Genomic DNA, 18983 nt, shown 5'->3' with positions numbered 1-18983 from the left:
CGAGCACCACCATTGGCGGTCATCAGCGCAGCCATATAGGCCTCATCGAGGCCCCTGCGGACGTTTCCAAGCCGACCGACCCTGTGCGGCGGCGGATTTGGCCATCGCATTCGTCTCCATAGGCTTGCCGCGACGAAACCCGGCGGCCATGGCCTGTTCCAGGCGGCGCCATATCTGGCCGGATGTCGAGAGGCCTGTCGTCAAGACTCGTGGGGCCATCGACCAACGCTCGCCGATGGCTCGCCGGCGTCCCACGACCAAATTCAAGAGCGCGATGTTCTGACCCACCACTCCGACTGGCGACAGAACGCGCAGGGCGTCGCCGACCATCCGACCTTCGGCCAGCATGCCACGGACACGCCCGACCTTGCGGTGCTTGCGGATGTTGGTCACGCCGGGCCAGTCGACGACCGCGACGCGCAGGCCAGCCTCGATGATCCGCCGGTTGATGAAGGCCTCGCCGCCCCAGCGCGGCAGGGCCTTCATGACGCCGACCTGATCACGGACCAGCCAGGCTGGGATCACCCGCTCTCCGGACACGAAGTCCAGTCCGATCAGTCTATACAGCGGCAAGCTATTGCGACGCAGACTGATGCTGACCTCCGCGCGCTTGGTCACGATCGGGACGGCCAGCCGGTCGATCTCCTGGCGTCCGAGGCCGGAGAGGTCGGCATCCAGGAACATCAGGAATTCGCCGGTCGCCGCGGCGACGCCCTGGCTCATGGCATAGGTCTTGCCGCGATTGGCGCCGTACGCGATCACACGGACATGGGGATAGGCCCGCAGCAGGACGTCGGCGCCGTCCGTCGAGCCGTCATCGACAACGATCACCTCCTTGAGAGCGGGGTGTCCGTCCACCGCCAACAGGATGTCTCGCAGGCGATCCCCCTCGTTATAGACGCAGACGATGCAGGAGATGTCCGCCATGCCTTCCATCCTGACCATGCTCGCCAGGATTTAAGCGCTCCACCAAGGGAAGGTTCCTCAGCCCGCGGCTCGTCGCGCCATGGAAAGGGGCGGAGTCTGTTCCAGATCGTGGATGTAGTCGCGGGTCAGCGGCAGGGCGTCGACGCGTTTGGTCAGTTGAATCTGGAAGACCATGCAGTCGGGATAGCGGAACGCCAGTTCGCTCATGCACGGATAGACCTCCCACATCCGGCCGAACCGCTCGTCGTACAACGCCGCGATCGCCTCTCTCTCTCGCAGGAACCGTTCGCGCCAGCGCCGGAGCGTCTCGGCGTAATGCAAGCGCAGGATCTCGATGTCGGTGATCCACAGGCCGGTCCGCTCGACGGCCGCGGTGACCTCCGAAAGCGAGGGGATGTAGCCGCCGGGAAAGATGTACTTCCTGATGAACGGCTGGGTGACCCCCGGCGGGCCGCGGTCGCCGATCGCGTGGACGACCGCAACGCCGTCATCGGCGAGCAGGCGAGCGACCTGCCGGAAATAGGCTTCCAGGTGGCGCGCGCCGACATGTTCGAGCATGCCCACGGAGATGATCCGATCGAAGGGGCCGATCAGATCGCGATAATTGACCAGGCCGAACTGGGCCAGGTCGGACAGACCTTCGGCCTCGGCGCGGTTCCGGGCGATCGACAGTTGCTCGGCCGAAAGGGTCGCGCCGAACACCCGCGTTCCATGCGTGCGAGCCAACTCCAGCGCCAGACCACCCCAGCCGCAGCCGATGTCCAGCACCCGTTGTCCGGCCGTCAGGTGAAGCTTGGCGGCCAGATGCGCCTTCTTGGCCGCCTTCGCCGTCTCCAGGCTCACGCCGGGTCCGGCAAAATAGGCGCAGGAATTGCGGGGGCGGAAACGGTTGTCAGGAGCGGAGTCTGAACGACGGCGCCTGGGGCGCTGTCGAGAACATTACACATCCTTAAATTGACGGGGTGACGCCGCAGGCTCTGATCGGGGGGCGCCAAGCGTCGCCAGCCGCAGACTTGGTTGGGATGCTCGTTTCACCGACGCCGGCGCGGTCGCCGGACGTCCAATCCGCGCCGATCGCGGGGCCTGCAGGAGTGATCAGCCATGGCGCTCAGGCGTGCACGCACGGAGTTTTTGGGAAGCGACTCGGCCTGCGGCGATGGCCTGCGTCGGTCTGAGGGCATTCCCCGGAATTCTCTCGACGGGTCTGAAAACCGGGGGCGATCCCTCGTGAGGGGAGGGTGTTGAGGGTGCGAGCCGATGAGCCGTCACGGGCGACAACCCGCGCCGCAACCCGGCGCGAAACGCTGAAATCGATCGCCTTGGGCATGGCCGCGCTCGCTACGCCTGCGATGGCGCGTGGTCGCGCCAAGGATCTGGCGGCTCGGGTCGATCCCATCGCCCAACAGGCGGTCCAGGCCGGAACGGTGGCCGGTCTCGCGATCGCCATCGGCGACCGCGACGGGCCCTTGTTCGCGAAGGGCTATGGCTTCGCCAATCTTGAGACCGGCACGCGCGCGGATGAAAACAGCGTCTTCCGCATCGCCTCGATCACCAAGACCTTTACCGCGACCGCCATGATGCTGCTGAAGGAGGCGGGCAAGCTGGATCTCGAACAATCGCTCGCCGATTTCTATCCCCAGATCCCTCGCGCGCGGGAGATCACGCTGCGGCAGTTGCTGTCCCATACCGCGGGGCTGCACGACTACGCTCAAGGCGGCTACCCGCCGGCCTTCGGCAAATGGTCCACGGCCGACGAGTTCGCGCGCGGCATCCCCGAGATGCGGCCGCTCTACGATTTCGATCCCGGCACGAAATATAGCTACAGCAATGGCGGCTACGTGCTGCTCGCCGGGGTGATCGAGAAGACCTCGGGGTTCGCCTACGCCCAGTTCTTGAAGGAGCGCATTTTCGCGCCCTGCGGCATGACCTCCACGGCCGTTGACGATCCGTTGGATGTGGCGCCTCACCGCGCCGATGGCTATTCGCTCAAGGACGGCAAGCCAGGGGCGTTTCGTCATGCCGACTATATGGACCGGCTGCCGCTGTCAGCGGGCGCCATACGGAGCTCGGCGGTCGATATGCTCCGCTGGTCCGCCGCGTTTTTCGGTGGCCAAGTCGTGTCGGCCGCCTCGGTCGCCGAAATGACGCGGCCGGCCAGAACCAAGAGCGGCGCCCTGGTCGGCGACGCACGCTGGTGGCCGCCGGGGTTCGATCCGGGCAAGCCGCCGGCCTTTGCGACGAACGATAATTACGGCCTGGGCTGGGAGATGACGACCTTCCACGGCAGGCCCACCGCCAACCATAGCGGCGGCATCAACGGCTTCAACGCGATGTTGACCCGCTATCTCGACGAGGATCTGACGCTGGTGTGCCTGGGCAATACCGACAACGGGATCGTCGCGCCGTGGAGCCAACTTGTGGCGCAGTTCGGAACGCCGACGCTTCGCTAGCGAACTGGCTTTCGGCGTTCATAACCTTGTCCGTGACCCTCGAACCGTGGGGCGGCGATCTTCGTCGGGCGGACTTCCGGCGTGCATCGCGCCGCTCGGCATGCGTCAACGCCGCCCCGGCCAATGGGGCCATGTCCTGCGGCCTGGAAGCGTTCGATGGAGCGTCGCCGGTGATCACCGCGGAATGCGGGCGATGGCCTTGATCTCGAAATCGAAGCCGGCCAGCCAGGTCACGCCGACGGCCGTCCAGTTCGGGTAGGGCGGATCCCCGATCTCCTCGGCGCGGATCGCCAGCACCGTCTCGATCTGCGCCTCCGGATCGGTGTGGAAGGTGGTCACGTCCACGACGTCGCCAAGGTCGGCGCCCGCGGCGGCCAGGACTGCGCGAAGATTGGCGAACGCCCGGCGGACCTGGTCCTCGAACACGGGCTCGGGCGAGCCGTCCTCGCGGCTGCCGACCTGGCCGGAAACGAAGAGCAGGTCGCCGGAGCGGATGGCCGCCGAGTATTGGTGGATATCGTAGAGGGCGTGCCGGTCGGCGGGGAAGATGGCGTCGCGCTGGGTCATGTCTCGTTCCTTTCGGTTGGCCAGGCGGGGAAAACCCGCCGGCCGAGGCGAAATAGGGGCTTGGCGATTGCTGGATTAGAATTTGGAATGCGCATGAGCTGATGTAGAATCACCATCAATGTCGCGCCCTTCGCTCAACGACCTGACGGCCTTCGTGGTGGTCGCCACCCACCGCAGCTTCCGTCGCGCGGCGGATGAACTGGGCGCCGCGCCCTCCACCCTGAGCCATGCCATGCGGGCCCTCGAGACGCGCATGGGCATGCGCTTGCTGAACCGGACGACCAGGAGCGTTTCGCCGACGGAAGCCGGCTTCCAGCTGCTGGCCCGCCTGCGGCCGGCGCTCGCCTCGCTGGACGAAGCCTTGGAAAGCGTGGCCGGATTCCGCGGCGGGGTGGCGGGCCTCGTTCGCGTCAACGCCCCGCGCGTGGCGGCGGCGCTGATCGTCAGGGAGGTGCTGCCGCGCCTGGCGCAGCGCCACCCCGACGTCACCGTGGACATCGTCGTCGACGGCGAGCTGATCGACATCGTCGCCGGCGGGTTCGACGCCGGGGTGCGGCTTGTCGGATCGATCCCGCGGGACATGATCGCCGTTCCGCTGACCCGTCCGCTGCGGTTCATGTGCGTCGCCTCGCCCGCCTACCTCGATCGCGCCGGCGCGCCGACCACGCCCGACGACCTCGGGGCGCATCGCTGCATCGGCCACCGCCTGCCGAGCGGCAGGCTCTATCGCTGGGAGTTCGAGCGGGATGGTCAGGTCCTGACCATCGATACGGCCGGGTCGATCATTCTCGACGACGAGGACCTGATGGTCGACGCCGCTGTCGAGGGGCTGGGCGTGGCCTATGTGGCCGAGCCGGCGGCCGCCGCGGCGCTGGCGACGGGTCAGGTGCGCGAAGTCCTGTCGCCCTGGCTGCGCGCGACGGAAGCCGTGGCGGTCTATTATCCCGGGCATCGCGCGGCGCCGCTGGCCCTGCGGGCGTTCCTGGACGTCGTTCGCGAGGTCGGCAAGGCGGGCTGACTAGAGCATCGCGCGGAAAAGTGGACGCCGGTTTTCCGCAAAAGCGATGCGAAAACAAAAGCTAGAGCAAACCGCGCGATCCCTATATCGCGCGGTTTGCTCTAGTCCTTGGCGGGCCCGGCGCCCTTCGATGCTAAAGCTCGGCGTTTCGGGCGCCGCGGGAGGTCAGAAGCGTGACGCAGGCCGCCGGCGCGTCGGAGAAGGCGTCGATCAACAGGTCTCCGCCCAGGGTCTCGACCGGGGCCTCGGTGTAGCCGAACGTGACCAGCAGGGTCGGCACGTTGGCGGCCTTGGCGGCCAGGGCGTCGTTGATGCTGTCGCCGACCATCACGGCCCGGGCCGGGTCGCCGCCCACGGCCGCGATCGTGGCCAGCAGGTGGCGCGGGTCGGGCTTGGCGGCGGGGGCGCTGTCGGCCCCGACCACGGCGTCGAAGTACTGGGTCAGGTCCAGGGCGTCGAGCAGGGCGACCGACAGATGGGTCAGCTTGTTGGTGCAGACCGCCAGCCGGGCGCCGGCCGCGCGCAGGGCGACCAGGGCCTCGACGACGCCGGGGAAGGGGCCGCTCTCGTGGGCGATGCGGCCCAGATAGAGGGCGATGAAGCGCTCCACCAGCTTGGGGGCCTGGTCGGCGTCCAGCGGCGCGCCGGCGGCGGCGAAGCCGCGCTCCAGCAGGGCCTTGGCCCCGCGGCCGACCATCTTGCGCACGTCGTCGAACGGCAGGGCCGGCAGGCCCTCCTCGGCGAGGATCAGGTTCAGCGAGGCCACCAGGTCCGGGGCGGTGTCGACCAGGGTGCCGTCCAGATCGAAGACGATCGTCGCGCCCTTCAAAATCTCGGCCTTGGGAATGTCGTTCTGGGCATGCATGGCTCTGGCCTTTCGGCTAAACGCGCGGCTAATGCAACTTTGGTCCGCGCTTCGGGAGTCGCTTCGCCCATGACCAACGCCGTTCCGTCGCCGGCCCGCCCTCGCGCGGCCGTTATCCTGGCCGCCGGCCAAGGCACGCGGATGAAGTCGCCGACGCCCAAGGTGCTTCACCGGATCGGCGGCCGGAGCCTGCTGGACCACGCCATCGACACCGCCCAGGCCCTGGATTGCGAGCGCATCGTGGTGGTGGTCGGGGCCCACAGCCCGCAGGTCGGGGAGCATGCCCGCAAGCGCCTGGGCGAGGGCGCGACCGTGCTGCAGGATCCGCCCCAGGGCACCGGCCATGCCGTGCTGGCCGCCCGCGAGGCCCTGGCCGACTTCGACGGCGACGTGGTGGTGACCTTCGCCGATTGCCCCCTGCTGAGCGCCCCGGTGATCGAGCCGCTGTTCGATCTGCGGGCCAAGGGCGCCGACGTGGCGGTGCTGGGCTTCGAAGCGGCCAACCCAGGCGCCTACGGCCGGCTGATCTTGGCCCCCGGCCACGTGCTGCTGCGGATCGTCGAGGCCAAGGACGCCGACGACACGGTCAAGCAGGTCAGGCACTGCAATTCCGGCGTCCTGGCCGCCGACCGCGCCCTGCTGTTCGACCTGCTGGCCAATGTCGGCAACGACAACGCCAACCGCGAATACTATCTGACCGACGTGGTCGGCCTGGCGCACGACCGGTCGCTGTCGACCCGCGCAGCCTTCGCCCCGGAAGCCTCGGTGCAGGGCGTCAATTCTCAAGCCGAGCTGGCCGCCGCCGAGGCGGTCTGGCAGGCCGCCCGCCGGTCCGCCTTCCTGGTCGAGGGCGTGACCATGCCGGCGCCGGACACCGTGCACCTGAGCTGGGACACCCAGCTCGCCGCTGGCGTCACGGTCGAGCCGTTCGTGGTGTTCGGACCCGGCGTCAGCGTCGCGACCGGGGCGGTGATCAAGGCCTTCAGCCACCTGGAGGGCGCGGCGGTTGGCGAGGGGGCCCTGATCGGTCCCTACGCCCGCCTGCGCCCCGGGGCCGAGATCGGCCCGGACGCCCACATCGGCAACTTCGTCGAGGTCAAGAAGGTCAAGGTCGGGGCCGGCGCCAAGGCCAACCACCTGTCCTACCTGGGCGACGGCTCGGTCGGCCCGAAGGCCAACATCGGGGCGGGCACGATCTTCTGTAACTATGACGGCTTCGACAAGTTCGAGACCCATGTCGGCGCGAACGCCTTCATCGGCTCCAACACCGCCCTGGTGGCTCCGGTGCGGGTCGGGGAGGGGGCGATGACCGGCTCGGGCTCGGTGATCACCCGCGACGTCGCGGACGGCGCGCTGGCGCTGGGACGCGGCGTGCAGAGCGACAAGCCAGGCTGGGCGACCAGGTTCCGGGCCATGAAGACGGCCCAGAAGGCCAGGAAGGACAGCCAATGAGCGCGGACGATCAGAAGCGGATTTCGGGCGAGGCGGCCGCCCAGCTCGTGGAGGCCGGCATGGTCGTGGGCCTGGGCACCGGCTCGACCGCGGCCTGGTTCGTCAAGGCGCTGGCGGCGCGCAAGCTGGACATCCGGGGCGTGCCGACATCGGAAGCCACCGCCAACCTGGCTCGCGAGCTGGGCATCGCCCTGGCGACCCTGGACGACGTCAAGTCGATCGACCTGACCGTCGACGGCGCCGACGAGGTCGGGCCGGGCCTGTCCCTGATCAAGGGCGGCGGCGCGGCCCTGCTGCGCGAGAAACTGGTCTGGGAGGCCTCCAAGCGTTGCGTCGTGATCGCCGACGCGGCCAAGAAGGTCGATCACCTGGGCAAGTTCCCGCTGCCGATCGAGGTGGTGCGCTTCGGTCACGTCCACACCGGCCATCGCCTGGCCGACATCGCCGCCGAGTTCGAGCTGCTGCCGCCGCGCTTGCGCATGGCTGAGCGGGGCGTCGTGGTCACCGACGGCGGCAACGTGATCTACGATCTGCCGTCCGGCGTGATCGCCGAGCCGGCCGCCCTAGGCGCCGCGCTCAAGACCGTGACCGGCGTCGTCGACCACGGCCTGTTCCTCGACCTGGCGGACGAGGCCCTGCTGGGAACCGACCAGGGGGTGGTCAAGCTGGTCCCCTAGGCCCATATCCGCCCTCTTTCGGGTTCATGGCCAAGCCGGATCCGATCCCGTCCAAGTGAGCCCGGAGCGCCCGCGATGGCTGAGTACGACTTCGACCTCTTCGTCATCGGCGCCGGTTCGGGCGGCGTGCGGGCCGCACGGGTCGCCGCCATGAGCGGCGCCAAGGTCGCCGTGGCCGAGGAGTACCGGGTGGGCGGCACCTGCGTGATCCGCGGCTGCGTGCCCAAGAAGTTCATGGTCTACGCCAGCGAGGTGAAGGCCCAGCTGAAGACCGCCAAGGGCTATGGCTGGACGATCGGCGAGGCCAGCTTCGACTGGAAGGGCTTCCTGCACGACAAGGACGTCGAGATCGCCCGCCTGTCGGGGATCTATGTCACCAACCTGCAGAAGGCCGGCGCCCACCTGCTGCATGGCCGGGCCGAGATCGTCGACGCCCACACCGTCGAAGTGCTGCCGAAGTCGGGATCCAAGGACGCGGGCCGCTACACCGCCCGCAAGATCCTGATCGCCACCGGCGGCCGGCCCTGGCGTCCGGACTTCCCCGGCGCGGAACTGGGCATCACCTCGGACGAGGCCTTCCACCTGCCGGAGCTGCCCAAGCGGGTGATGGTGGTCGGCGGCGGCTATATCGCCGTGGAGTTCGCCAGCATCTTCAACGGCCTGGGGGTGCAGACCACGCTTTGCTACCGCGGGGCCAACATCCTGCGCGGCTTCGACGACGACGTGCGCGCGCATCTGGCGGACGAGCTTGAGAAGCGCGGGATCAAGGTGGTGCTAGGCTGCTCGCACGAGAAACTGGAGAAGACCGAGACCGGCCTGCTCAGCACGTTCAACAACGACCTGACCTTCGAGACCGACGCGGTGATGTTCGCCACCGGCCGCGACCCCTATGTCGCCGGCCTGGGGCTGGAAAAGGTGGGCGTGGAGCTCAACGACCGCGGCGCGATCGTGGTCGACGACTATTCCAAGACGACCGCCGACAACATCTGGGCGGTGGGCGACGTAACCGACCGCATCAACCTGACCCCCGTGGCGATCCGCGAGGGCGCGGCCTTCGCCCAGACCGAGTTCCACGACAATCCCACCACCTTCGACCACGACATGGTCGCCTCGGCGGTGTTCTCCCAGCCGCCGGTCGGCGCGGTGGGCATGAGCGAGGCGCAGGCCCGCCAGGCGTTCGGCAAGGTCGACATCTATCGCGCGGTCTTTCGGCCGATGAAGAGCACCTTCTATGGCGGCCAGGACCGCTGCCTGATGAAGCTGGTGGTCAAGCAGGACGACCAGCGGGTGGTCGGGGTTCACGTGGTGGGGCCCGACTCGCCGGAAATCATCCAGATGGCGGCCATCGCGGTGAAGATGGGCGTGACCAAGCCGCAGTGGGATTCCACCTGCGCCGTCCACCCGACGCTGGCCGAGGAACTGGTGACGATGCGCGAGAAGTACATGCCGTCGGAAATGGGGACCGTATGACCGCGACCGTCTCGCTCGAGCCGAACGAAGCGCCGGCCCGCCGCACGCCGTGGCTGAGCGGCGTGGCGATCTTCGTGGCGGTGATGACGCCGCTGCTGGCCTATCTGGCGCCGCTGGGCTTCGCGCCACTGCTGGCCTTGGCGGGCCTGCTGGCCCTGCCGGGCCTGAGGCTGACGCGCGCCGCCGCGCCGCCCTTGCTGATCCTGGTGGCCCTGGCCCTGTGGGCGGCGGTCAGCATGAGCTGGAGTCCCTTCGCGGTCGAGTTGTCCAAGCTCAAGGGCTACGGCGACATCGAGAGCGTGACGGCGCTGAAGCTGTTCCTGCAACTGGCGACCTACGGCGCGGCTGTGGTGGCCTTGCGCGGCCTGTCCGACGCCGGCGCCCAGCGCGCGGGGACGGTGCTGGCCTACGGCATGACGGTGCTGGCCGCGGTCGCGGCGCTGGACTCGCTGACCGGCGCGGCGATCTACCAGAAACTGCACCAAGCCACCGGCCAGGCGATCCGGCCGGACGTGGCGATGGTCAAGGTCTCGCTGTCGACCTACATCCTGGCCCTGCTGTTCTGGCCGGCGGCCCTGGTCCTGTCGCGGCTGTGGCGTCCGGGCCTGATCTGGCTGATGGCCGTTGGGACGCTCGTCACCTCGGTGATCTGCAGCTCGGACGCCTGCATCGTCGCCCTGGCGGCGGGCGGGCTGGTCTGGCTGCTCGTATACTTTGCCGGGCAGACGGCGGCCAAGGTCCTGGTCGGGCTGGTGGCCGCGCCCTTCGTGCTGGCGCCCCTGGCGGTGCTGATGGGCGTCCAGACCGGCGTCGTCGCCTGGCTGCACCGGCTGGTTCCGGCGTCCTGGGACGCCCGACTGAACATCTGGACCTTCGCCGCCGACCACATCCAGGCCCACCCGTTCCGAGGTTGGGGGCTGGACGCCAGCCGCACCTTCGGCCCGGCCATCCCGCTGCATACCCATAACGCGCAGCTGCAACTGTGGCTGGAGCTGGGCGCGATCGGCGCCGCCCTGGCGGGGGTGTTCTTCTGCTGGCTGGCCTATGGCGTCGTGCGGTTGAGCCAGCGTTCTCGGACGGAAGCGGCGATGGCCGCCGCGGCCCTCGTGGGGTATCTGGTGATCGGCGGGTTGAGCTTCGGGGTCTGGCAGGAATGGTGGCTGGGCCTGGGCGCGCTGACGCTGATCGCCTGCGGCCTGGCCCGCGCGTTCGACGAACCGCAATGGACCAGCCTGGATGAACTTGCCCCGTTGGGCTGATTTGTCCGTTTTCGCCGCAACGTTTTTGCTTTTGAGTCGCGGTTGGGATAAAAGCCGCTCCCTTTTGAGAAGTTCGAGACCGTCATGACCAGCCGCTGGACCCCGTCGTCGTGGAGAGCCCTGCCCGCGAAACACGTCCCGACCGACTATCCGGACATGGCGGCGGTCGAGCGCGTCGAGCAGACCCTGCGGCAGATGCCGCCGCTGGTCTTCGCGGGCGAGGCGCGTCGCCTGAAGTCGGCGCTGGGCGAGGTGGCGGAAGGCCGGGCCTTCCTGCTGCAGGGCGGCGACTGCGCCGAGAGCTTCAAGGAGTTCCACGCCGACAACATCCGCGACACCTTCCGCCTGATCCTGCAGATGGCGGTGGTGCTGACCTTCGCCGGCGGCAAGCCGGTGGTGAAGGTGGGCCGCATCGCCGGCCAGTTCGCCAAGCCGCGCTCGGAGCCTATCGAGACGATCGACGGCGTCACCCTGCCGTCCTATCGCGGCGACAACATCAACGGCATGGACTTCACAGCTGAAGAGCGCGTGCCCGATCCGGACCGCCTGCTGAAGGCCTACGGCCAGTCGGCCGCGACCCTGAACCTGCTGCGCGCCTTCGCCAGCGGCGGTTATGCCGACCTCTACAACATCCACCGCTGGACCCTGGGCTTCGTGGGCGACAGCCCGCAAGGCGCGCGGTATCGCGAGCTGTCGGAGAAGATCAGCGAAGCCCTGACCTTCATGGCGGCGGTCGGCGTCACGCCGGAAACCCAGCCCGACCTGCGCCGGGTGGAGTTCTTCACCAGCCACGAGGCCCTGCTGCTGGGCTTCGAGGAAGCCATGACCCGGGTCGATAGCACCTCGGGCGACTGGTACGACACCAGCGCCCACCTGCTGTGGATCGGCGAACGCACCCGCCAGCTGGACGGCGCTCACATCGAGTTCATGCGCGGCGTGAAGAACCCGATCGGCCTGAAGTGCGGCCCGACCATGGAAGGCGACGACCTCCTGCGCCTGATCGACGTCCTGAACCCGAACAACGAGCCGGGTCGCCTGACCCTGTATGGCCGCTTCGGCTCTGACAAGATCGCCGACCGCCTGCCGCGGCTGATGAAGGCCACCAAGGCGGCTGGCCGCTCGGTGGTCTGGGCCACCGACCCGATGCACGGCAACACGCTGAAGGCCTCGACGGGCTACAAGACCCGGCCGTTCGACCGAATCCTGTCGGAGGTGAAGACCTTCGTCGAGGTGGCGCATGCCGAGGGCGTCCATCCCGGCGGCGTACACCTGGAGATGACCGGCCAGAACGTCACCGAGTGCCTGGGCGGGGCGCGGGCGGTGTCAGAAGGCGATCTGGCCGACCGCTATCACACCCATTGCGACCCACGCCTCAATGGCGAGCAGGCGCTGGAGCTGGCGTTCCTGGTGGCGGAAAAGCTGAAGTCGGCGCGCGACGACCAGCGTCGCCTTGCGACCGGATAACGCAGGTCTCTGATTTGCTGGCGGGGTTCCCGTCCGGGGTATAGCCTCCTTCCCAGGAAGGAGGCTGATCCCGTGGACAGTCCCATCGTTCGCCGGCGCGCCTTGGCCGGCATGCTGGCCCTGGTGGCCGCTCCGATCGCGCCGGCCTTGGCGCGTTCGCTACCCGATCCTCCGCTACCTGACCCCTCCCTGACGGCGAAGACCACGCCGCTAGGCTATGTGCGCCGCCTGACGGTGCAGGTCCGGATCAACGATCAGGGGCCCTATCCCTTCCTGGTCGACACGGGCGCCAACGCGTCGGTGATCTCCAGCGAGCTGGCGACCCTGCTGCGCCTGCCGGCCGGTCTGCCGGTCAATCTGCACGGCATAGCCGGCTCCGAAATGGTCAGTACGGTGAGCGCGACCTCGATCGCGGTGGGACGGCGAATCCGCAAGGACCTGACCCTCTCCGTCCTGCCCGGGCGCTATGTCCAGGCCCCGGGCATCCTGGGGCTGGATTGGCTGGGCGCCCAGGGCCTGGTGTTAGACTTCTCCCGCGACGAGATGCGGCTGGGCTCGATCGCGCCCCGGACGGACGAACTGACGGTGTCGGTGCCGATCAAGGCCAGGCGCAACGGCCTGCACCTGATCGACGCCTCGGTCTCGGGCGCCAGGACGCTGGCGTTCCTGGATACGGGCTCGACCACCACCGTGGGCAACATGGCGCTGATGCGGGAGGCGATCCGCCAGAAGGCGGTCAGCAGCGACTGGGCCGACATCGAGCTGCAGAGCCTGACGGGCCAGTCGATGACCGGCCGCCTGGCGGCCCTGAAGACCGTCAGCCTGGGCAAGGTCAATCTTCGCAACCTGCCAGTCGTGTTCGGTCCAGTGCATACGTTCGACTATTGGGGGCTGTCGGACCGGCCGGCGATCCTGATCGGAATCGACGTGCTCAACGCCTTCGAATCGGTGGCTCTGGATTTCACCCGCGGCCAGGTGCATTTCCGATTGTCGTCGACTTCGGCAAATCGAGCCGCGGCCATGTCTTGACCGGTCGCTCGTCGCTCTCCAATGGTTGTTTGAACGGAGTGCGTCGATGAGTTTGCCGGCCAGGTTGAAACGCGAGTTGAAGTTCCTGAAGGGGCTCTCGCGCACGCTCAAGCGCGTGAAGTCCATCGCGCCGGACAGCCCCAACCTGATCTGCGACGATCTGGAGGCCGCCGTCGATCGATGGCGCAACAGCCAGGCCATCGTCTTCGAAGGCAAGTCGGTCACCTATGGCGAGCTGGACGCCATCGCCAACCGCTACGCCCACTGGGCCAAGGGGCAGGGGCTCACCCGCGGCCAGACCGTGGCGCTGTTCATGCCCAACCGCCTGGAATATCTGGCGATCTGGTACGGCCTGTCGAAGGTGGGCGTGGCCACCGCCCTGATCAACAACCAACTGACCGGGCCGGCCCTGGCCCACTGCCTGAACATCTCCCAGGCCCTGCACTGCATCGTCGACCCCGAGACCTCGCCCTGTTTCGAGCAGGTGAAAGGCGGGCTGGAGCGCCACGTCCAGCAGTGGGTGCTGGGCCCGGCGCACGGCGACCAGCGCGACCTGGCCAATGCGCTCAAGAGCTGCAGCCAGCTGCGTCCAGACCGCCTGACGGCGCGCAACGGCCTGGTGGCCAAGGACACCGCCCTCTACATCTTCACCAGCGGCACCACGGGCCTGCCCAAGGCCGCGCGCATCACCCACATGCGGGCCCAGCTCTACATGCGCGGCTTCGCCGGCTCGACCGACGCGAAGGCCACGGACCGCATCTATGTGACCCTGCCGCTCTACCACGCCACCGGCGGCCTGTGCGCCATGGGCGCGGCCCTGCTGAACGGCGGGGCGGTGGTGCTGCGCAAGAAGTTCTCGGTCAGCGCCTTCTGGGACGACGTGGTCGCCGAGAACTGCACGATGTTCGTCTATATCGGCGAGCTGTGCCGCTACCTGGCCAACCATCCCGAAACGCCGAACGAGCACGCCCACAAGATCCGGCTGATCTTCGGCAACGGCCTGCGTCCGGACGTCTGGGACGTGATGCTGGACCGTTTCAGGGTCGGCGGCGTGTTGGAATTCTACGGCGCGACCGAGGGCAATGTCTCGCTGTTCAACTTCGACGGCCGGCGCGGGGCCATCGGCCGCGTCCCCCGCTATCTGCGCAAGAAGTTCAACATCCGCATCGTCAAGTTCGACGTCGAGACCGAAACCCCGGTGCGCGGCCCCAACGGCTGCTGCATCGAGGCCGCGCCTGGCGAGGTCGGCGAGTGCATCGGCCACATCGCCAGCGACGCCCGCTCCAACTTCACCGGCTACGCCGACAAGGCCGCCACCGAGAAGAAGATCCTGCACGACGTGTTCGCCAAGGGCGACGCCTGGTTCCGCACCGGCGACCTGATGCGGAGCGACGGCGACGGCTATCTGTATTTCGTCGACCGCATCGGCGACACCTTCCGCTGGAAGGGCGAGAACGTCGCCACCAGCGAGGTGTCCGAGCGCCTGTCGGCGGTGGCCGGCGTCAAGGAGGTGAATGTCTACGGCGTGCCGGTGGGCGAATTGGACGGCAAGGCGGGCATGGCCTCGCTGGTGGTCGGTCCCGAGTTCGAGATCGCCGCCCTGGCCGACTATGTCGATCGCGAGCTGCCGGCCTACGCCCGGCCGATCTTCGTGCGCCTGCAGCCCGAGATCGAGACCACCGGCACCTTCAAGTACCGCAAGATCGACCTGGTCCAGGAGGGCTTCGACCCCGCCCGGATCAAGGATCCGCTGTATTTCCGCGATCCAGCCAAGGGCTATGTGAAGCTGACCAAGGCGGTTCACGCCAAGATCCTGGGCGACGGTTACCGGCTGTAGACCTTCTCGGGAGGGCTTGGTCGCCACTTTCCGGCGATCCTCGGCCGGCGCCTATCCAGGGCTGCGGGACAACGACACGAAAGGCGCCTTAGGACCTCGCCCACGGTGTGAATAACCTTGGGCGTTCCGGCCGCCAGGCGTAGGATCCAGGTCCTTTCGCGTCTTAGGGCCGAACAGGTGTGACCACGGCCCGGCCGCGCTATGCGCCGATGATCGGAGGTCATCATGCTTGGACAATCCCCACCCACCGACCCCGCGGGGCCGCTTCCGCAGCCCAGCCCGGGCGCGCTCGACGATTTCATGGGCAAGATGGTCGGCGACATGGGGGCGGCGATGTCGGCCGCCCTGGTGCTGCTGGGCGATCATCTGGGGCTCTATCGCGCCCTTGCGGATGGAGGGCCGGCGACGTCGACGCAACTGGCGGCCCGCACCGGCACGACCGAGCGGTACGTGCGCGAATGGTTGGCGGGGCAGGCCGCCGCCGGCTACGTCACCTATGACGACGAGGAGCGCCTGTTCTTCCTGGATCCGGTGCAGACCATGGTGTTCGCCGACGAGGGCGGGCCGGTGTTCCTGGCCGGCGGCTTCGACGTGATCGCCGCCATGTTCCGCGACGAGCCCAAGATCGCCGACGCCTTCAAGTCCGGCGACGGCGTCGGGTGGCACGAGCACAACGCTTGCCTCTTCCGCGGGACCGAACGGTTCTTCCGGCCCGGCTACAACGCCAACCTGCTGTCGAGCTGGATACCGGCCCTGGAGGGGGTGGAAGCCAAGCTGAAGCAGGGCGCGGTGGTCGCCGACGTGGGCTGCGGTCACGGGGCGTCGACCCTCCTGATGGCCCAGGCCTTCCCGAACTCTCGGTTCTTCGGCTTCGACTACCACGCCGCGTCCGTCGACCGGGCGCGTGAGACCGCCGCCGCCGCCGGCCTGGGAGATCGAGCGGTATTCCAGACCGCCATGGCCAAGACCTTCCCCGGCGATCACTACGACCTGATCTGCATCTTCGACGCGCTGCACGACATGGGCGATCCGGTCGGAGCGGCCGCCCACATCCGCGCCTCTCTGAGCCCCGACGGCACGTGGATGCTGGTGGAGCCGTTCGCCAACGACGACCTGACCGATAACCTCAACCCGGTCGGCCGGATGTTCTACGCCGCCTCGACCATGCTCTGCACGCCGGCCTCGCTGAGCCAGGAGGTGGGCCTGGGCCTGGGCGCCCAGGCGGGCGAGGCGCGCCTGCGCGGGGTCTGCCAGGAGGCCGGCTTCACCCGCTTCCGCCGCGTGGCCCAGACCCCGTTCAACCTGGTGTTCGAGGTCCGGCCTTGACCGTGGGGGACGTGGAGGGGCGTTCACCCCTCCACGTCCCCTGGGTTCGCGTCCGCGATAGGTCTTGCTGGCAGCGGCCGCTTTGTCGCACCGCGATTGAACGCTGTCCGCTTCCTGGCTATATGGCCGGGACTGATCGCGGGTCATGTGTGTGGCGACCCGGGAAATCCCGAAACGTTTCAAAAAGATAAGGGGATATCGCCATGCTGCTGACCATGATGAAGGCCAAGCTTCACCGGGCCACAGTCACCCAGGCCGACCTCGACTACGAAGGCTCGATCGCCATCGACACCGACCTGCTCGAGGCCGCCAACATCCTGCCCAACGAGCAGGTCGACGTGCTGAACATCACCACGGGCGCGCGCTTCACCACCTACGCCATCGCCGCGCCGCGCGGCTCCAAGGTGATCGGCGTCAATGGCGCGGCCGCCCGCCTGGTGCAGAAGAACGACACAGTGATCGTCGTCGCCTACTGCCAGTTGCCGGCCGAGGAGGCCCGCAACTACGCCCCGACCGTGGTGCTGCTGGAAGACGGCAACCGCATCAAGAAGGCCGCCTGAACGTGCGAGCTTCCGCCGTTCCATTGATCGCGGCGATGCTGGCCTTGACCGCCTGCTCGCCCAAGCTGCCCAAGGGCGTCGACGAGCAGCAACTGTCGGAAGCCGTCGGCCGCGCCATCGGCGGGCCCAACACCTGCGTGCTGCTGGCCAACAAGGCCGGCAAGGTGGTCTGGACCGGCGGCGGCTACATCACCTGCGCCCGCAACCTGCCGACCTGCGGCGGGGCGACCACCACGGCCCAGACGGTGCTGGAGGGCGCGGTCGGCAAGCCGGCCCGCTTCACCAGCTGCCCGTCGGGTCCCGGCGCCAACACCGTCGGCTGGGCCATGGGCCCCGTGCCGGTGGGCGCGGGCAAGCCGGACCTGGGCCTGTCCTATGTCGCGGTGATGGAGGGCGAACGCGCCCTGCCGGGCCGCGAGGTCCAGGAGCGGGTCGAAGAGGCGTTCGCCAAGGCCGGGCTCTGAACGATCGGGGACAGGCCCATGGGCCTGTCCCCAGCCCGACTACTTCACCAGTTCGTAGGTCGCTGACACGTCGACCCGCACCTTCAGCTCGCCGGCCGAGACCGGGCTGCTGTCGGCGGCGCGTTCCATCTTGGCCATGGCGTACATCGGCATCGGCGGGGCGGGCGTGTAGCCGCTGCCTTCGCCCAGGCTGACCAGGCGGACGATCCTGTAGCCGGTGGCCCGGGCATACAGGTCGGCCTTGGCCTGCAGGGCCTTGACCGCGTCCAGCCGCGCCGCGTCCTCGGCCGCCTGCGGGTCCTGCAGGCCGAAGCTGATGCCGCCGACATTGGTCGCGCCGGCGTTGACGGTGGCGTCCACCGTCTGGCCCAGCTTGGCCAGGTCGCGCACCTGGATCGTCACCTGGTTGCTGGCCTGGTAGCCGTTCAGCCGCGGCGGCTTGTTCTCGACATAGACGTACTGCGGATTGACGTTGAGGGTCGAGGTCTGGATGTCTCGCTCGGCGATGCCAGCCTTCTTCAGCGCCGCGACCACCTTGGTCATCTGGGCGGCGTTGGCCGACAGGGCCTGGGCGGCGGTCGGGCCGTCGGTCTGGACGCCCAGGGTGATGGTCGCCAGGTCGGGGGTCACCTTGCTCTCGCCGAACGCCGAGAGGTTCAGCGTCGTGGCGCGGAAGGCCGCGTCGGCCGTCTGGGCCTTGGCGGGCAGGGCGGCCGCGGTCGCCAGCAGGGCGGCCGCCAGGGCGAAGGAAGCCGCCAGGGGAATCGAGGGGCGGGCGGCGGTCAGGGCGGTCATGATGGTCGTTCTCCATGCGGCTGGGGGACAGGCGCCGCGACCTTGATCGTCCCGTCCGTCGGCCCCGACAAGCGCGGCCGACGACGGACGGTGGCATTCCTGACAGGTTCAACCTGAACCGGACCTTTAAGCCGCGTGCAGCCCATGCTAATCGACCCGTCCTCCCGAACGGCGCGCGCCTCGCGCACGCCCTGGGTCTTGGGGGCCTGTAGCTCAATGGTTAGAGCCGACCGCTCATAACGGTCTGGTTGGGGGTTCGAGTCCCTCCAGGCCTACCAACTTTCGCTTTCGGATATTGATTTCGTTGGAGAATTCGGCCGAATTGTCTACCGGCTTTTTGGGTAGACAGTTTTTGCTCTTCCGCCTCACTGGTGACGTACAGTCCAGAAGCCCTGAGTTACTGAATGGCCGGGCATTTGAGAGACGGTTCGTCGTGAACGGTCTTGTTTGGATCTCCACGGACCACGGTCCGCGTTGATCGACTGCGATCAGATAAGAGCCCTTATTATGGCGAGCCGGTTTCAGATTCAGTAATCAGATGTGAAACAGGACGATTACCGAGGCGGCGATCCGGAACAGCCGGGACAACATCTGGACGAGGATATTGGCTCGCTTCGGCTGATTGAGGTTCACCGTCACGCTCACGCGCCGTTCGCGCTTCAACTGCTTTTGAAGCTTCCGCTGTTTCTTGGCTTTGGATTTCTTGGAGGCCAACTCACCGTGTCCATCATTGACGAGAACTAATTCGTTAACCGAGAATCACACCGCTGCGCGCGGGTCACGTCGCCTAACGCCTAAGATGAACGGGGATGTTCTGTGTATA

17 protein-coding genes, 1 tRNA gene and 1 pseudogene are annotated in these 18983 nt (G+C 67.9%); 13 read left to right on the top strand and 6 right to left on the bottom strand.

Annotation, left to right across the window (positions count from 1 at the left end; genetic code table 11):
* Positions 1-42: 42 nt before the first annotated feature.
* Positions 43-927 carry a glycosyltransferase family 2 protein gene (locus tag J2X41_RS19955; RefSeq protein ID WP_310084839.1) on the bottom strand — a complete coding sequence of 295 codons (885 nt, stop codon included), beginning with the start codon at positions 925-927 and terminating at the stop codon, positions 43-45.
* Positions 928-984: 57 nt separating this feature from the next.
* A pseudogene (locus tag J2X41_RS19950) lies at positions 985-1785 on the bottom strand (class I SAM-dependent methyltransferase); the annotation flags it as partial.
* Positions 1786-2174: 389 nt separating this feature from the next.
* Here J2X41_RS19950 and J2X41_RS19945 point away from each other — a divergent pair.
* Positions 2175-3377 (top strand): serine hydrolase domain-containing protein, encoded by a 1203-nt coding sequence (locus J2X41_RS19945; protein WP_310084836.1) that lies wholly within the window; start codon positions 2175-2177, stop codon positions 3375-3377.
* Between the two features lie 174 nt (positions 3378-3551).
* On the opposite strand, the gene J2X41_RS19940 is transcribed toward J2X41_RS19945, so the two are convergent.
* Positions 3552-3944 (bottom strand): RidA family protein, encoded by a 393-nt coding sequence (locus tag J2X41_RS19940; protein WP_310084834.1) that lies wholly within the window; start codon positions 3942-3944, stop codon positions 3552-3554.
* Between the two features lie 118 nt (positions 3945-4062).
* On the opposite strand from J2X41_RS19940, the gene J2X41_RS19935 reads away from it, so the two are divergent.
* Positions 4063-4962, top strand: a complete 900-nt coding sequence (locus J2X41_RS19935) for a LysR family transcriptional regulator (RefSeq protein WP_310084830.1) — start codon at positions 4063-4065, stop codon at positions 4960-4962.
* 133 nt (positions 4963-5095) lie between these two features.
* On the opposite strand, the gene gph is transcribed toward J2X41_RS19935, so the two are convergent.
* Positions 5096-5827, bottom strand: a complete 732-nt coding sequence (gph, locus tag J2X41_RS19930) for a phosphoglycolate phosphatase (protein ID WP_310084828.1) — start codon at positions 5825-5827, stop codon at positions 5096-5098.
* 69 nt (positions 5828-5896) lie between these two features.
* Between gph and glmU the strand changes: the two genes are divergently transcribed.
* The 10 genes from glmU to J2X41_RS19880 all read left to right on the top strand — a co-directional run bounded on the left by glmU (position 5897) and on the right by J2X41_RS19880 (position 17365).
* Positions 5897-7279 carry a bifunctional UDP-N-acetylglucosamine diphosphorylase/glucosamine-1-phosphate N-acetyltransferase GlmU gene (glmU, locus tag J2X41_RS19925; protein ID WP_310084826.1) on the top strand — a complete coding sequence of 461 codons (1383 nt, stop codon included), beginning with the start codon at positions 5897-5899 and terminating at the stop codon, positions 7277-7279.
* Positions 7276-7956, top strand: a complete 681-nt coding sequence (gene rpiA, locus J2X41_RS19920; RefSeq protein ID WP_310084822.1) for a ribose-5-phosphate isomerase RpiA — start codon at positions 7276-7278, stop codon at positions 7954-7956. Before glmU ends, rpiA begins: the two co-directional genes overlap by 4 nt.
* A gap of 75 nt (positions 7957-8031) precedes the next feature.
* The gene (gor, locus tag J2X41_RS19915; protein WP_310084819.1) at positions 8032-9426 is read left to right on the top strand and encodes a glutathione-disulfide reductase; all 1395 of its coding nucleotides are present in this window, start codon (positions 8032-8034) and stop codon (positions 9424-9426) included.
* Positions 9423-10685, top strand: coding sequence for an O-antigen ligase family protein (locus tag J2X41_RS19910; protein ID WP_310084817.1), 1263 nt, complete (start codon positions 9423-9425; stop codon positions 10683-10685). The genes gor and J2X41_RS19910 overlap by 4 nt, the downstream gene beginning before the upstream one ends.
* Positions 10686-10769: 84 nt before the next feature.
* A complete protein-coding gene (locus tag J2X41_RS19905; protein WP_310084814.1) occupies positions 10770-12149 on the top strand; it encodes a class II 3-deoxy-7-phosphoheptulonate synthase in 1380 nt (459 codons plus the stop codon).
* A 72-nt stretch (positions 12150-12221) separates the two neighbouring features.
* Positions 12222-13178, top strand: coding sequence for a retroviral-like aspartic protease family protein (locus J2X41_RS19900; protein WP_310084812.1), 957 nt, complete (start codon positions 12222-12224; stop codon positions 13176-13178).
* Positions 13179-13224: 46 nt separating this feature from the next.
* On the top strand, positions 13225-15015 hold the full coding sequence (locus J2X41_RS19895) for a long-chain-acyl-CoA synthetase (protein WP_310084808.1): 1791 nt from the start codon (positions 13225-13227) through the stop codon (positions 15013-15015).
* A gap of 225 nt (positions 15016-15240) precedes the next feature.
* Positions 15241-16341, top strand: a complete 1101-nt coding sequence (locus tag J2X41_RS19890; protein WP_310084805.1) for a methyltransferase domain-containing protein — start codon at positions 15241-15243, stop codon at positions 16339-16341.
* 203 nt (positions 16342-16544) lie between these two features.
* Positions 16545-16901: an aspartate 1-decarboxylase gene (gene panD, locus J2X41_RS19885; protein WP_028040040.1), complete on the top strand. Its 357-nt coding sequence runs from the start codon at positions 16545-16547 to the stop codon at positions 16899-16901.
* A 2-nt stretch (positions 16902-16903) separates the two neighbouring features.
* Complete coding sequence (locus J2X41_RS19880) at positions 16904-17365, top strand: hypothetical protein (RefSeq protein WP_310084801.1); 462 nt, start codon at positions 16904-16906, stop codon at positions 17363-17365.
* Positions 17366-17404: 39 nt separating this feature from the next.
* Here J2X41_RS19880 and J2X41_RS19875 read toward each other — a convergent pair whose 3' ends face one another.
* Positions 17405-18160, bottom strand: a complete 756-nt coding sequence (locus tag J2X41_RS19875; RefSeq protein ID WP_310084799.1) for an SIMPL domain-containing protein — start codon at positions 18158-18160, stop codon at positions 17405-17407.
* A gap of 202 nt (positions 18161-18362) precedes the next feature.
* Here J2X41_RS19875 and J2X41_RS19870 point away from each other — a divergent pair.
* A tRNA-Ile gene (locus tag J2X41_RS19870) sits at positions 18363-18438 on the top strand.
* Positions 18439-18694: 256 nt separating this feature from the next.
* Here the strand turns inward: J2X41_RS19870 and J2X41_RS19865 are convergent.
* On the bottom strand, positions 18695-18874 hold the full coding sequence (locus tag J2X41_RS19865; protein WP_310084797.1) for a hypothetical protein: 180 nt from the start codon (positions 18872-18874) through the stop codon (positions 18695-18697).
* Positions 18875-18983: the final 109 nt, after the last annotated feature.

The sequence above is a fragment of the Caulobacter sp. BE254 genome, assembly GCF_031457295.1.
Lineage (GTDB): Bacteria > Pseudomonadota > Alphaproteobacteria > Caulobacterales > Caulobacteraceae > Caulobacter.
The sequence above is the reverse complement of the archived record's forward strand: the minus strand, read 5'-3'. Positions and strand labels throughout refer to the sequence as shown.